This window comes from Natranaeroarchaeum sulfidigenes (assembly GCF_017094485.1).
GTDB lineage: Archaea > Halobacteriota > Halobacteria > Halobacteriales > Natronoarchaeaceae > Natranaeroarchaeum > Natranaeroarchaeum sulfidigenes.
In genome coordinates, this window is record NZ_CP064786.1 from 2,328,285 (window position 1) to 2,341,346 (window position 13,062).

16 protein-coding genes are annotated in these 13,062 nt (G+C 63.4%); 3 read left to right on the forward strand and 13 right to left on the reverse strand.

Going from position 1 to position 13,062, the window contains the following annotated elements:
* Positions 1–82 precede the first annotated feature (82 nt).
* Positions 83–229, reverse strand: coding sequence for a DUF8556 family small protein (locus AArcS_RS12035; protein ID WP_238477663.1), 147 nt, complete (start codon positions 227–229; stop codon positions 83–85).
* A gap of 92 nt (positions 230–321) precedes the next feature.
* Between AArcS_RS12035 and AArcS_RS12040 the strand changes: the two genes are divergently transcribed.
* Both AArcS_RS12040 and AArcS_RS12045 read left to right on the forward strand, forming a co-directional pair.
* On the forward strand, positions 322–489 hold the full coding sequence (locus tag AArcS_RS12040) for a hypothetical protein (protein WP_238477664.1): 168 nt from the start codon (positions 322–324) through the stop codon (positions 487–489).
* Between the two features lie 73 nt (positions 490–562).
* On the forward strand, positions 563–1,225 hold the full coding sequence (locus AArcS_RS12045) for a DUF7095 family protein (RefSeq protein ID WP_238477665.1): 663 nt from the start codon (positions 563–565) through the stop codon (positions 1,223–1,225).
* Here AArcS_RS12045 and AArcS_RS12050 read toward each other — a convergent pair whose 3' ends face one another.
* From AArcS_RS12050 to AArcS_RS12095, 10 genes are all read right to left on the reverse strand, one after another.
* Positions 1,226–3,274, reverse strand: a complete 2,049-nt coding sequence (locus AArcS_RS12050) for a cellulose synthase operon protein YhjQ/BcsQ (protein WP_238477666.1) — start codon at positions 3,272–3,274, stop codon at positions 1,226–1,228.
* Between the two features lie 120 nt (positions 3,275–3,394).
* A complete protein-coding gene (locus tag AArcS_RS12055) occupies positions 3,395–4,195 on the reverse strand; it encodes a class I SAM-dependent methyltransferase (protein ID WP_238477667.1) in 801 nt (266 codons plus the stop codon).
* A gap of 67 nt (positions 4,196–4,262) precedes the next feature.
* Positions 4,263–5,093, reverse strand: a complete 831-nt coding sequence (locus tag AArcS_RS12060; RefSeq protein ID WP_238477668.1) for a hypothetical protein — start codon at positions 5,091–5,093, stop codon at positions 4,263–4,265.
* 213 nt (positions 5,094–5,306) lie between these two features.
* On the reverse strand, positions 5,307–5,744 hold the full coding sequence (locus AArcS_RS12065) for a PIN domain-containing protein (protein WP_238477669.1): 438 nt from the start codon (positions 5,742–5,744) through the stop codon (positions 5,307–5,309).
* Positions 5,741–6,046 carry an AbrB/MazE/SpoVT family DNA-binding domain-containing protein gene (locus AArcS_RS12070; protein ID WP_238477670.1) on the reverse strand — a complete coding sequence of 102 codons (306 nt, stop codon included), beginning with the start codon at positions 6,044–6,046 and terminating at the stop codon, positions 5,741–5,743. The genes AArcS_RS12065 and AArcS_RS12070 overlap by 4 nt, the downstream gene beginning before the upstream one ends.
* Before the next feature lie 133 nt (positions 6,047–6,179).
* On the reverse strand, positions 6,180–6,608 hold the full coding sequence (locus AArcS_RS12075) for a DUF8055 family protein (RefSeq protein WP_238477671.1): 429 nt from the start codon (positions 6,606–6,608) through the stop codon (positions 6,180–6,182).
* Positions 6,608–8,269, reverse strand: a complete 1,662-nt coding sequence (locus AArcS_RS12080) for an FAD-dependent monooxygenase (protein WP_238477672.1) — start codon at positions 8,267–8,269, stop codon at positions 6,608–6,610. Before AArcS_RS12080 ends, AArcS_RS12075 begins: the two co-directional genes overlap by 1 nt.
* Positions 8,262–9,932, reverse strand: coding sequence for an electron transfer flavoprotein subunit alpha/FixB family protein (locus AArcS_RS12085; RefSeq protein WP_238477673.1), 1,671 nt, complete (start codon positions 9,930–9,932; stop codon positions 8,262–8,264). Before AArcS_RS12085 ends, AArcS_RS12080 begins: the two co-directional genes overlap by 8 nt.
* A 2-nt stretch (positions 9,933–9,934) precedes the next feature.
* Positions 9,935–10,807: an electron transfer flavoprotein subunit beta/FixA family protein gene (locus AArcS_RS12090; RefSeq protein ID WP_238477674.1), complete on the reverse strand. Its 873-nt coding sequence runs from the start codon at positions 10,805–10,807 to the stop codon at positions 9,935–9,937.
* 81 nt (positions 10,808–10,888) lie between these two features.
* A complete protein-coding gene (locus AArcS_RS12095) occupies positions 10,889–11,224 on the reverse strand; it encodes a 4Fe-4S dicluster domain-containing protein (RefSeq protein ID WP_238477675.1) in 336 nt (111 codons plus the stop codon).
* A gap of 195 nt (positions 11,225–11,419) precedes the next feature.
* Here AArcS_RS12095 and AArcS_RS12100 point away from each other — a divergent pair, with 195 nt between their 5' ends.
* Positions 11,420–11,593, forward strand: coding sequence for a DUF8014 family protein (locus AArcS_RS12100; RefSeq protein ID WP_238477676.1), 174 nt, complete (start codon positions 11,420–11,422; stop codon positions 11,591–11,593).
* Here AArcS_RS12100 and AArcS_RS12105 read toward each other — a convergent pair whose 3' ends face one another.
* Positions 11,594–12,448 carry a polymer-forming cytoskeletal protein gene (locus AArcS_RS12105; protein WP_375139611.1) on the reverse strand — a complete coding sequence of 285 codons (855 nt, stop codon included), beginning with the start codon at positions 12,446–12,448 and terminating at the stop codon, positions 11,594–11,596.
* Between the two features lie 54 nt (positions 12,449–12,502).
* A complete protein-coding gene (locus AArcS_RS12110; protein WP_238477677.1) occupies positions 12,503–12,979 on the reverse strand; it encodes an Ig-like domain-containing protein in 477 nt (158 codons plus the stop codon).
* Positions 12,980–13,062 lie beyond the last annotated feature (83 nt).

The window sequence follows — 13,062 nt, forward strand, 5'->3', positions numbered from 1 at the left end:
GGTGGGGTGTGGACCCTAATGAATCTGATCGTTGCCACTCTCCGGGATCGCCCGTCTGTGACGAAAAATCCAGCCGCCGTGATTATGTTGGGTCGTTACCGCGCTGGAGCAGGTACGCCATCTCCCACATAGCGTGCTCCAGTTCACTGTCGTCGGCCACTTCTTCGAGTTTGCGGTACAGCGAGTCGGACACCTCTATTTCGGGCATCATGTGCCCGTATGTCATCATCGTACATGAATATACTGGGTTACGAAATTGAGTTAATTATCTGCGAAAAGAGCACTTGTCAACTACCAGCGACCCTGCAAACCGGGTGTGACATGCTTTCCGCCCGCCAGTGGGAGGGCCACGGGCCACGTGCTGGCACTGCCCGGCTGAACTATCTCGACGAAGAGGTCGGTATCGACGACGCCGAGGCGGCGCTCGACGAAGCCGCACCCGCGATCACCGAGTACGCCCAGGGGATCCCGGACAGGTACGTCCAGTAGGGGCGGCGAGTCGACCTGATCGCCGTGACCCGCACCGAATCCGTTTTGCGCCCCCGGCCAGTACACCCACCCAATGGAGCGCAGCGTTGCCCTCGATCGAGCCGAGGAAATCGTCGACACCGTCGAGGAAGAGCAGATGCCCGTCCCCGTTCGTGAGGTCTGGGTGTACGGTGACGTCGCGCTCGGACTCGATCCGATCGACCGGCTCGACATCTACGTCACCAAGGACATCCTGCTGGAGGACGAGCCGGAACGGGAAGTCAAGTTCGTCGACTCCCACGGCATCGAGGGCGTCGGCCGAACGGTCCGGGCCGACTGGGCCGCGGAGTACCCCGAGCACCTGCGGGCGAACACGAACGGCCACGCCGCACCCGAACAGTGTCTCGCCGCCCACCTCCTTGACGACGACGACGAGCCGATCCATCTCGAGGTCTGTAACGCGAGTTTCGAGGACAACGTCACCCAGCGCCTGCAGGGCGCGAAGGCCCGTGGCGCGTGGGAACAGCTACTCGATCCCCGAGGTGCCTGTCTGTGGGTCGGCGACGGGGCAGGGGAGGGGCGGCGAAGCAAGGACGCCCTGGCGAAACTCAGGGACGGCGAACTCCCATTCCCCACGCTTCCCGAGGCGCTGACGATGATCGGACTGGACGAGAACGAGGCGGACGAAGCCGCTGAAGCCGTTCAAGCCTGGCGAACCGAACAGGAAGGCACGACGGTTCGCGGCGACATCGTATAGCTACTCCTCGTCGTCCGTGTTGGTCACCTTGTCCATCGTCTCCTTAAACAGTGCGTTGATCTCGTCGTCCTCGTCCTCTTCCTCGTCGAGGAGACTCTCGGGATCGGAAGAGACGCCCTCGAACATCTCCTCGTCGTCACTCACGTCATCGTCGCGATCATCGTCCAGTGCATCCTCCGCCGAATGGTCGTTCGGTGTTGACTCTGCTTGCTCGACCGGACCCGTCGACTGCTCATCTGAGCCGTCCTCTCTCTGCTGGCCGGAGTCAGGAGCCGAGCTGTCGGACAGTTCGTCGTCGTTGAGGTCGTCCTGGAGCTCACGCACCGCTTCGTCCACCGGTGAGTTACCTCTCTGGTCGTCAGAGTCAGGCGATCCCTCAGCCACGTTGCCACTATCGTCAGCCGTGCCGGAATCAGCTGCTGTTGGCTCCTCGCTGGCTCCGTCGCCGGTGTCAGTCCCACTCCCGTTCGTTTCGTCGGCCGCCTCGGTCTCCTCCCCGCCGAAACCGGGTAGCTCGAAGCCGCTGTCGTCGTCATCGGTATCGGCCACCTCCTCGTCGGCTGCTCCGATCTCCGACCCCTGATCGGCCGCTGATCCAGTGTCGCCCTCGTCGTTTCCGGCCTGGCGGTTTCCTGCTCTCTGGTCGTCGGCCTGTTTGCTCTCGGTAACCTCGCCCGTGTCCTCGAATTCGAACTCGGCAGCCGATGGCTCCGTATCACGCGTCTGCTCGTCGCCCTCTGGCTCTCCATCGCCATCGGCGGTAGATATCGAGTTCGCCGCTGGTTCGGTTGTCGTCTCGCTATCATCGCCAGTCTTGTCGTGGTCGCGTTCCGCAGTCGGCTCCTCCGCTACCGTATCTGCCGATGCCCCGTCCGAGAGGGTCCCCTCGCTCTCCGCAGTCTCGGGAGACGATTCGAGCTTTACCGTCTCGTCATCTTCGACGCGTTCGCCCTCCTCGACGCGCTCGCCTTCCTGTCCCGATGGCTCACTTTGTTCCGCGGACTCAGCAGCGTCCCCATCACCCGTGGGCGCAGCTGTCGCGTGATCCGTCGGTTCCCCGTCCGGTGGATCGCTCTCGGCCGAATCCGCTGAAACACCGGATCGCTCCGGATCGGCGGGGTCAGACACGGATGACTGATCGGCATGTGCCTCCTCGACATCCGACTCTCCGGATACATCGGCGGTCGAACCTCCGGCGGTGGTTTCGGTCGCCGATTTTGACGCGTGGGCCATTTCCTCATCTCCGGACTCGCCGTCTCCCCCCACTGCTGTCTCGGTCGCCGCTCGACTCGAATCGGAGCCCGGTTCGTCCGCGCTCGCTGGCAGGACCGGCCCAGTCAGTCCACCAGCACCAGTGAGACTCGACGCCAGCTGCCAGTAGACCATTGCGGCATCGCTGTCGGGATCATAGCGGAGTAGCGACTGGCCAGCCCCCGCGGCTGCCCGTACCGCATCGTCCTCGGGAACCACGGCGAGTACGTCGGTGTCGAGCTGTTCGGTTACGCTGACGATGTCGATCGCCTGTACCGAGGGAACTCGCGAGAGGACGGTCCCGCGGATCCGACAGCCGTGATACCGCACTACAGTCGCCGCCTCCGCGGTCGCCGCCAGATCGTCCTCGGCCGATCCCGAGACGAGGATCACCTCGTCGGCCAGTTCGAGCCCCATCGCGACGTCGACGCCGCCACCGTGGCCGAGATCGAGCAAAACGACATCGTAGCGCTCGCGTAGCGTCGTCGCCGCTCGGACGAGCCGGTGGGTACGGACGTCAGTCGGTGCGGGAGCCTCGTTTCCCGAGGGAAGGTACTCGACGCCGTGCGATCCCGTCACCATCGACTCGTCGATCGTGGCATCCCCTCTGAGCACCGACCGGACGCCGTCGTCGCCCTGCACATCGATGATCTCTTCAATGCCGTCGCTATCGAACGCCGCATCGACGACTGCGACGCGTGTCGCCGTTTCGGCCATCGATACCCCCACTGATACTGCGGTGGTCGTCGTTCCGATCCGGTCGCGTCCCCCCAGAAACGCGAACACTGTTCCTGTCATTGCCACGACTATCGGAAGCATCCACCGTGAATGTTGCCCCACTCGGGAGCCCCACACAAAGCGCGTCGCTCCATCGTAGATGAACGTGCGACCTACCGGTCGCACCGTGAATTCCAGCCGCTACTCGACGACGCCAGTCGTGACGAAAAAAGGAACGACCTCGCGGCGTCTGTACTCTCCGGTCTGCATCTGCTCGATTACCGCTCGACCCATCTCGCGCCACGCGCTCCGGAGCCGGTCGTAGCCCCCATCGGTCAGCCCGCCCGCCTGCATCTCGGCGCGGTCTGCGGCCAGTCCGTCACCGGTCGCCTTCCGCTTTGCCGCGTCGAGGTCACGCTGGGAGTACGGCGCGGAGACGATCCGTTCGTGATCGTAACGGGCTGTCGTGACGTTGCCCAGTCCGGCTTGCTCGAACAGCGCGGCAGTCGGGCTCCCCCCGAGCGTGATGTCGGTCCCGACGCCGTCGAGGTAGGCCTCTCTCGCGTGGGCAGCGAGTTTCGCCTCGGCCTCGACGCTCGACTCGACCGTCACCGCGGCGTTGTCCGGTTCGACCGCCGCGACGCGCTTGCTCGCTACGCGCGCGAACTCCTCGATCGCGGCGGCGGGGTCGGAGAGGTTGATCAACAGCGCCTGACAGACGACCAGATCGACCGCATTATCGGGGAAGGGCAGGCGAGTCGCGTCCCCGGCGACCGGGCTGGCGTGCTCGCGGGCGGCATCGAGCAGGGCCGTGTCGGCGTCCACGCCCAGCACCTCGACGCCGCTTTCCTCGGCGAGCACGCGGGAGAGCTCGCCGGTTCCACAGCCGACGTCGAGGATCGAGTCACAGTCCTGCAGGTCAAGGGCCGCAAGCGCCTGCCGTGAGTCGTCCCACATCCCTGCGCGGGTGTCCCGCAGGTACGACTCGGAAAACTCTCGCACGGGTGGAACTGGACCGGGCAGGCTAAAAAACGGGACGATCCGGAAGCGTGCTGTTCGATGGGCCGGCTCAGAGTCGGCGTTCCGCGAAGTCCCGCACGGCACCGAGCGTCCCCGCGCTAAGTTCGGTCGTGTGTCGCCACTCCTCGGTGATTCCATCGTGGCGGTAAAACCGGTCGTGATCGCCACAGCCAGTACCGTGCCAGGAGGTCTCGCTGCCCGGTTCGGCGGCCCCGGCGTACGCGGTTGCAAAGGGCGTGACTTCGCTGACATCCTCGTCGACTCGCGTCACGCTCCCGAGGTCGTGATCGCAACTGCCTTCGACGACTGCGCCGACTGCCTCGTCGTCGACCAGCGTGTGCAACACCTCGTGGATCGCGATATTTCGCGTCACGTCCCGCCCGTCCCAGCGTTCGGTCGCGCCGAGATTGGCGATGGTCACCGTCCCGTCGCCGCCCCGTGTGACATCCGCCCTGGCCGTGCCGTAGCCCAGGTCCGGATTGAACGGCTCGCGCGCGAGCAGTAGATGTGCCGTGTTGGCGCTCCGGGCCTCGCGGTCGTCGAGCAGGTCGCCGAACGCCGTCAGCAGGTCGGAGCCGTCGAGGCCGGTCGGCGGATCGACCCCCGGTTCGGCATCGAGACTCCAGTCGGCGTCGTCGATCGTCTTGGACTCACGCTCGATGTGTGCTGTGAGACGCTCCAGCGCGACGCCGATCGCCGCGTACGCCTCCAGCGCCGGTCGGTCCCAGCCGTTCCAGCGGTCGCCAGTCGCCGCCGGGACAACGCGAACGCGTAGTGTGGCGGTAGCGGGTGCGCTCGCGGTGCCGACGGCGAGTGCGGACGCCGAGGTGCCCACCGCCGCGAGCATCGCCCGTCGGCCTGTGACCGGGGACCTGGTCATCGCTATCCACTCGGCGGGCCGATCATATCAATGTGGGCGTCGACTGGAGCGGTGCACTTTCTACAATGTGTGGAAATTCTATTGAATAGAATACTTGATTTTGCAGGGCAGCGACACAATGTTTGAACATTCTATATTATAATACTGCTGGGCGTCATCGGACGAGAAACCGGGGTGCGAGTTCTCAATTATATGCTCCTCGACGGACGAAGGTTAGGCACCGTCCTCGCGAGATCGAACGACATCGACATCGATCGGAAGGGTCTCGAAGTCATCATCATCACCGGCGATGAGTGTCGCATCCCGCTCGTGGGCGAGTGCAACGCCATGAGCGTCCGCAAACGAAATGTGACCATCCGCTTTCACCTCGGCAGCAAGTCGCCAGTCAGCTCGTTCGATTTGAACCCCCCACCGTTCGAGCGAACGGAGATCGCGATCGGCAGTGCGAAGTGAGTCCCTCGTGGGGTTGTCGTCAATTCCCTCGAAGCGAGCAATTAGATGGAGTACTTCGCCAGCGTTGGTCTCTGCCAGCAGCCCTTCGATAGTCTCGTCACGAACGTCTCGAAGATACTCTTCGACGACGCTCCGACCTGGCTCGTCGTAGAGGTATGCGATGATCGCTTCGGTATCAAAGACGTACCGGTTACTCATTCATCCTCCGAGTCAGCCGGTCGGAGTCGGTTAGCACGGTCCTCTTCGCGCCGGTGTTCCTCGCGTTTCAGTTCGCGAACCCGGTCGATCACGTCGCCACGCTCGCGGTCGGTGCCAGCGTGAATCCCGCCCAACTCTTCGAGTGATGGGACTGGTTCGACGATGATCCGATCGTCTTCCTCGTAAATGAACACCTCACCAGGGGTGTCGATCCCGAACTTCTCCCGGAGCGTCTTCGGGATCGTCGCCTGTCCCTTCTGCGAGACGCGTACGACCTCTGGGTCTCGAGTACTACTCGGCATGCTATGCTTTACTATCTTTTCTGAGTACTACTAACTATCGGTGAGCAGATCTTCCCAGCCGATGGCACTGTCTAGAAACACTACTTCGATCTTGGAGTGCCTAATGGATTGATATCGAAGACGTGTGTCGCGTTCAGTCGCCTGTGTTCGATGGCTGCGTGACGCCCGTATCGAGATCCTCGTTCGTCTCACCGTACTCCCGCGCTGGAACTTTCGTCGCCATCATGACGGCGTCGTGTAGATTGTGCGTGTCGATGACCAGTTCGGCCAGCGTCCGGATCTGAAAGCCGCGTTCGAGACGCCGCCCGTAACACCGGGCGTACAGCTGGAGCCAGTCATCGAGCGCGCGGTGGAGCAGGTCCCACTCCTCCTCGGAAAACCGGGCAAACTCTCCGCCGCTCCGGCCGTCGATGTACAGCGAGACGAGTTCGCCGACGCCCTCCTGCAGGAACTGCTGGGCGCGCTCCGGCGCAGGCGTCGTCTCGGGAGGATCGAAGCCCTGCCGCTCCCGCCGGGCGCGCTCGGCCAGCCGCTCGATGCGCTCGCGATGCTCCGAGGCCATCAGCCCTCCTTGTACTCGACGCCCTTGCCGCCGCTGGGGTGTTCCCACTTCGTGTCGGCGACGATGGCACAGGTGCCACACTCGACGCAGGGCTGGGTGTCGAGGCTGACCACGCGCTCGGTGTCGCCGTTGGTCTTGATCTCCTCCTCGCGGTAGCAGCCGCCGCCGAAGTCCTTCGCGCTCACTGGACAGGCCGTCACGGCGGTCCCGCTGGCCTCGAATGTGCTGTCGATCAGCTCGATGTGAGGATCGCCGACGTTGTAGGTCAGATCGCCGATCCGGTCGTCCAGTTCGGGCGGCTCGACCTCGTGCTCGGCGTCGACCGGGGTTCCCAGTTCCTCGCCGAGGATCGTCGGCACCGTCACGTAGGACGTGCGGGTGTCGGGGATCATCCCGAGGACGAACGGCGAGTTGAACAGTCGTTCGACAGTACCGTCGAACGTGCGAAGTCCCGCACGGCCGATCGGCGAGTTCAGTAGTTTGTTGCTGACCGAGGTGACGATGTCGCTCTCCGAGAGTCCACTGGTCAGTTCGTAGCGGGTCGGCCGGAGCTTGTCCATCACGCCCTCGCTTTCGAGTTTCCCCTCGTAGAGCTCGCCCGCCTGCGAGGTGTCGCCGCGGGTCCTCGCTTCGGCAAAAGCCTCGGCGGCGAGCCCGCCCGCGGAGACGGCGTGATTCATCCCCTTGATGATCGGACCCTGTGCCTGCATCTGTCCGGCGGCGTCGCCAACGAGCAGGAGCCTCCCGCGATGTGGCGAGGGATGAGCGACCTTCTTCGAGTCGGGGACGAGTTTGGCCGAGTACTCCCGTTCCTCGTAGTCGCCCTGCAGGTACTGGTCAAGCACGGGATGCGTAAGCAGGCTGTTCAGGAGTTCGTGGGGCTCGGCCTCTTTGGCCGCGAGCGAATCGAGGTGGAAGACCGTCCCGATCGACAGCGAGTCCTCGTTCGTGTAGAGGAACCCACCGCCACGGACCCCATCGAACAGGTCTCCCGAGAACAGGTGGGCCGCTCCCTCGTCCTCGTCGATATCGAAGCGCTCGTTGATGACTTCGGGCTCCATGTCGACAACCGCCTTGACGCCCTGGAACCACTCGTCGGGCTCGTCCCAGTCCATCAGGCCCGCGTCGCGGGCGAGTTCGGAGTTGACGCCGTCGGCCGCGATGATCACGTCCGCCGTGATCGGATCGAGTTCGTCGAAGGTGACGCCGACGATCCGGCCGTTTTCCCGGAGCAGACCGTTCGCCCGAACGTCCGTCAGGAGGCCGCCGCCTGTCTCTCGGGTCAGTTCGTGGACGCGCTCGGCGAGCCACGAGTCCATCTTCCGTCTGAGGACCGCATCACACCATGCGGTGTCGTGTTCGTGGACGTCGCCCAGATCGAACGTCTTGACCTTGTTCCCGGCAATGTTGTGGATGTAGTTCTCGTCGACCGGCCGTTCCGAGGCTGCCTCCCGAAAGTCGGGAAACAGGCCGTCCATCGTGTACGGTGCGGACTCCTCGGCGTAGATCAGTCCGCCCGAGACGTTCTTCGAGCCAGCCTCGACGCCGCGTTCCAGCACGAGCGTCTCGACATCCTGTCTGGCCAGTGCGGCGGCCGCTGCGGCACCGCCCGGTCCTGCGCCGACAACAATTGCCTCGTAATGTTCGTACTCGTCAGTCATCGCGCTCACCTCCATCGGTCGCGACCGCTGCCTCGACGATCGCATCGCTCGGATCGCCGCTCTCCAGAGCCTCGATCAGGTTCGGAAGCACCTCGAAGAGGTCGCCCTGAATATAGTAGTCCGACCAGTCGCGAATGTCGGCGTCCGGATCGGTGTTGATCGCGACGATCGTATCCGATTCGTCACAGCCGACCTTGTGCTGGATCGCACCGGAGACGCCCGCGGCGATGTAGAGGCTCGGCTGGACCTCCTGGCCGCTCTCGCCGATCTGTCGGTCCTCACCGGTGTACTCCTCGACGTGGCCGTCGAACTGGAACGAGGAGGTGATGATCCCGCGCGTCAGACCGAAGGCGGCGTCCTCGAACGCGTCGGTCAGTTCGAGCCCGAGCTCGATCCCAGCCGTTGGATCACGGTCAATCCCGCGACCAACACAGACGACGACCTGATGATCGGTGAGGTCGACGCCACTTTCGAGCAGGTCGTACTCCTCGACGTCGACCAGTAACCAATCGTCGTCGAGTTCGAGGTCGTGTTCGATCAGCTGGCCCTCCCGCTCGTAGTCCGGCTCGGGCATCTCGAACTTGCCAGGGATCACCGACGCCCCCTGTGGGTGGAACTCCCGGCGGGGCGAGTCCAGACAGAGGATCGTCGAGTACTCGAAGCCCGAGAAGTCCGGCCGGGGCATGTGCAACACGCGCTCGAAGCGCTTCTTGCCGCCCTCGCCGCCGGTTTTCGCCGGGTTGCTGATGACCACATCGTCGATGTAGAGGTCCGAACAGTCACTGGCCAGCCCGGAGTCGAGTTCGGCCTGGACCAGCGCCGAGAGATCCCGGCCGTTGTGGGTCGCCGGGAAGACGACGTAGCGTGGCTCGTCGTAGTCGCGCCACTCCTCCTCGTGGCGGTCCTCACGGACGTAGGGGTGGCCCGCACTGCGTGCCATATCACAGTAGATCTCGGTGTAGGGCTTGTGCCGGAACCGTTCGAGTTCGGGATCGTCCTGATACAGTGCCACGTCTGCACCGTACGCGATCGTTTCCTCGGCCAGCCCCTCGACGTCCGACCCGATCACGACCGCAACGACGTTTTCCTCCTCCTCGTACTCCTCGTTGTACTCGTCCATCAGCTCGCGGGCCTTTCCGAGCAGTTCCTTCGAGACGTCGACGAGTTCGCCCGCCTGTGTCTCGCAGTAGACCCACATGTCCCGGTACTCGCCGCCGTCGAGCGAGCGGACGTGGGCTTTGTCCGCGGTCGGGTGGTCGAGGTGTGGATGTGCCTCCTCGGGCGGTTCGATCTCGATATCGGTCTCCTCGCTACCCAGTACCGAATCGAGTTGCTGGCCGATTAGCCGAAGGACCGTGTCCCGGTTTTCGCCTGCCTCCTCGATCTCCTGCAGTTCTTCAAGGCGCTCTGGATCGTCGATATCGCGGATCAGGTTTGCGGCGTCGGCCGTACTCAACTCCGTGATATCAGCGTCCTCGTCGCCGTCGCCATCGTCCTCGCTCAGCGCCTCGATTCTGCTCTCGATGAGCGTCTTGACAGGGACCCGATCCTCGCCGTCGGCTTCAAGGTCGAGCATCGCCTCCAGCTCCTCGAGATCTTCGACGTCCTTGATTTTCGGTCCGAGTTCGGAGATGTCGTACTCGGTTGGATCTATCTCGACCATGGTCAGTCACCCCCCGCCTCCGCACGGCCCGCAGCGTGTGGCCCCAGTTCGTCGAGCAGCTCGCCCATCGACTCCTCGTCTGCGGGATCGATCTCCGTCGCCTCGCGTTCGGATGGCGCTTTCGGGATCGGATCGACGCCCTGAACGACTGTCGGTGAGCCATCGAGCCCGATGTAGTCCGGATCGAGGTTGAGCTCCTCGTGGTCCCAGACGGTCAGATGGTCCTCGAAACTCTCGGCCCGGGCTTTCGTTTCCTCGCGCAGATCCCGGTGTTTCAGCCGGTGTTCGGCCCGCCGGTATACGGGCTCGAACTCGGGATCGGTGACGATTACCGCGGGCATTGGGGCTTCGACCGTTTCGATCTCCTCGATGTCGCCTTCGACGAGTCGTTTCGCCCGGACGACACCCTCCTCGGGATACGCTTCGAGAGAGATGACGTGTGTAATCATCGGCCATTCGAGCCCCCAGCACGTCTGTGGGCCGGTATGGCCCGTCTCCCCGTCAGCGGTCTTGAACCCGGCAAAGACCAGATCGGGCGTCTCGTCGAGATGCTCGATCCCCACGGACACTGTGATCGCCGTCGCCCAGGTGTCGGCCGCCGCCATCTCCCGGTCGGAAAGCAGATACAGTTCGTCGGCGTACACCGACTCCATTCCCTCTCTGAGGATGTCCTTGTAGCCCGGCGGCCCCATACTCATCAGTGCCGAGGTTCCGCCGTTCCTGATCTTGGTCTGTAACGCCGCCTTCAGTGCGAATTCGTCGTTCGGGTTCATCACGGTCGGCGTATCTCCGCGTTCGAGATGACCGTCTTCGTCGAACGACACCGCGCCTTCACTGAAATCCGGTACTCCTTTGGTAAGTGTTAGTGTGAACATTGATATCCTGTAACGTGTATTGTGAGTAGCCGCGGCCTGTAACGTGTTCTGACCGACGTCAGGCCGCCCGCTCTGTCCGTATTACGTGCGCCCTGCACGCCCGGAGTCGACGTCTATCGCGTCGACGGGACAGACGTCTACACAGAGCATGCAGTCGATACACTGCTCTTCGTGTGCCGGTTCGGCCTTGATCTCGCTCTCGGGATGCCCCGGCGTATCGACCCACTCGAAGACGTCCACTGGACAGTCTTCCAGACACGCACCGTCGGCCAGACAGATGTCGAAATCGACGGCGACGTGTGTGCCGTGGATGCCGAGTTGCTCGGGCGGGTCGACCGGCCCCCAGACGGTGACGCCGTGCTCGTTCTCTTCCTCGTGGACCTCCCGGTTCTGTTCGAAGTTGGCATCGATGGCCATTGCTAACTAGTATGCAGATGTGGCGGTTACTTAAATCTTGGATAGAAAACCACCATATTTCGGGTGTATGTCTCTCGGAGAATAGACAGGTGGTTCCGGGAGGGCACGACAGGTAGCTCCGGGAGGGTATGACAGGTGGTCCAGAGAGGGTATCCACCCGAACGTTTGTGGATGTGGTGACCGTCAGTGAGGCCAATGACCTCTCCCGACGAGTGTACCGAAGACGACTGTGAGCGTCCTGGAGCGGTGGTGCTTCACATCCCGTGGGGCGAAAACAGAATCGTCTGTACCGCTCACGCGCGGGTACTGGCCCGGCAGGACGGCGTCGTGGCTGATCCCCTCGAAAATCTCGACGAGGACTGGCAGTAACTATTCCTGTTCGCGGGAGACGTCCTGCTTCAACTCGACTTGCCCGCTCGCTCGCATCGACCCGTCGACCGTCGCGCCGGATTCGAGTTCGAGGTCGCCACAGGAGACGTCGCCGAGCACTCGCGCGTCGTCGGCAATCGCAACGGTTCCGTTGCGGGTCGTCACGTCGCCGTGGATCCGGGTTCCCGAGCCGATCAGGATGTCCTCGCGCGCTCTAAGACTGCCGAAGATGTTGTTGTCCTCACCGACGACGATCGACTCCGCGCGGACGTTCCCGTGGAGCCGACAGCCGTCGCCGATCCGTGCGGGCGTCGAGACGCGCCAGGCGTCGTCGCTGACGGTTGCGTTTCTCGGGATCAGTAGCGGCTCCGATTCGGGATCCTCGCTCTCGGCGAACTGTCCGAACAGCTCTTCGGCTGCCTCTTCCTCGCCGATCCGCAGGAGCTGTGAGAGATAGATAAACAGGAAGACGATCGTCGGCATCGGGTTCCGAATGACGATCCAGCCGTTCGCCTCGAACCCCTCCTCGATGTCCACGTCGTCGCCGATGTCGAGGTCACCGCTGACCATCAACTGGCCGCCGACGTGGACGCGCTCGCCGAGATAGGCGTCCCGACCGACCAGAACGTTTCCGGCGACATCACACCACATGTCGAGTCGACAGTCCGCCTCGGCCTCGATATCGCCGCCGAACTCGACACCTTCACCGGCGAGGACGTTCCGGCCGCGGACGCCGAACTCGATCGTGCTCCGCCCGCCGATCACCACATCCCCGTCGGTCACCAGGTCGTGTTCTTCGACTGTCGTCCCGTCGGGAATCGACAGCTCGTCAAGCGGGTTCGATCGCAGCGACACACGCCTTCCTTTCCGCCGCCGGATAATAAACCCCGCGCGGGCGTCCGACAGGCGTCAGACGATCATCGCTGGAGCGTCCTCCTCGGCCGAATCATCCTCACACGGCCAGGTGAGATACTCGAAGTGTAGCGTCGACGATCCGAGGTAGAACTCCAGATACAGACAGTCCTCGTCCTCGGTGATCAGGTCTGATGCGGTCGCGGACGACTGGTACTCGTCGACTTCGATGACCACTTCGTACGCACCGGGACCGGACACCGGCTGCTCGAAAACTATCGCACCCTCACCGGGTTCGTCCCCACGGAGCCGTTCGGTCGTCTCGAATGTGGTCCCGTCCGCGTCCTCGATCCGTACCGAAAACTCGTGGACCTCGTGTCGATGGTTCACCAGTTCGAGGTACTCGATCTGTGGCTCAGGCGGTTCCGGTTCGTCGGTACAGCCCGCGAGCAGTCCGGCAGCGGACCCGGACGCCGCCGCGAGCAGCGATCGTCTGTCGATGGAGGGCATCATCCGATCTTCTTTCCAGTTCATGATAACGATTGTGACAGGCCGGGGTATTGACCCATCCCTCGACAGCGGCCATGCGTGGAACCTTTTACTCGGCGGCTCCGAGC

Bases quoted from the DNA above. Each gene is read 5' to 3' on its own strand.
- AArcS_RS12100 (WP_238477676.1), top strand. From the start codon at position 11,420: ATGACCTCTCCCGACGAGTGTACCGAAGACGACTGTGAGCGTCCTGGA.
- AArcS_RS12075 (WP_238477671.1), bottom strand. From the start codon at position 6,608: ATGGCCTCGGAGCATCGCGAGCGCATCGAGCGGCTGGCCGAGCGCGCC.
- AArcS_RS12090 (WP_238477674.1), bottom strand. From the start codon at position 10,807: ATGTTCACACTAACACTTACCAAAGGAGTACCGGATTTCAGTGAAGGC.
- AArcS_RS12060 (WP_238477668.1), bottom strand. From the start codon at position 5,093: ATGACCAGGTCCCCGGTCACAGGCCGACGGGCGATGCTCGCGGCGGTG.
- AArcS_RS12070 (WP_238477670.1), bottom strand. From the start codon at position 6,046: ATGCCGAGTAGTACTCGAGACCCAGAGGTCGTACGCGTCTCGCAGAAG.
- AArcS_RS12045 (WP_238477665.1), top strand. From the start codon at position 563: ATGGAGCGCAGCGTTGCCCTCGATCGAGCCGAGGAAATCGTCGACACC.
- AArcS_RS12095 (WP_238477675.1), bottom strand. From the start codon at position 11,224: ATGGCCATCGATGCCAACTTCGAACAGAACCGGGAGGTCCACGAGGAA.
- AArcS_RS12065 (WP_238477669.1), bottom strand. From the start codon at position 5,744: ATGAGTAACCGGTACGTCTTTGATACCGAAGCGATCATCGCATACCTC.
- AArcS_RS12035 (WP_238477663.1), bottom strand. From the start codon at position 229: ATGATGACATACGGGCACATGATGCCCGAAATAGAGGTGTCCGACTCG.
- AArcS_RS12085 (WP_238477673.1), bottom strand. From the start codon at position 9,932: ATGGTCGAGATAGATCCAACCGAGTACGACATCTCCGAACTCGGACCG.
- AArcS_RS12050 (WP_238477666.1), bottom strand. From the start codon at position 3,274: ATGACAGGAACAGTGTTCGCGTTTCTGGGGGGACGCGACCGGATCGGA.
- AArcS_RS12080 (WP_238477672.1), bottom strand. From the start codon at position 8,269: ATGACTGACGAGTACGAACATTACGAGGCAATTGTTGTCGGCGCAGGA.
- AArcS_RS12040 (WP_238477664.1), top strand. From the start codon at position 322: ATGCTTTCCGCCCGCCAGTGGGAGGGCCACGGGCCACGTGCTGGCACT.
- AArcS_RS12110 (WP_238477677.1), bottom strand. From the start codon at position 12,979: ATGAACTGGAAAGAAGATCGGATGATGCCCTCCATCGACAGACGATCG.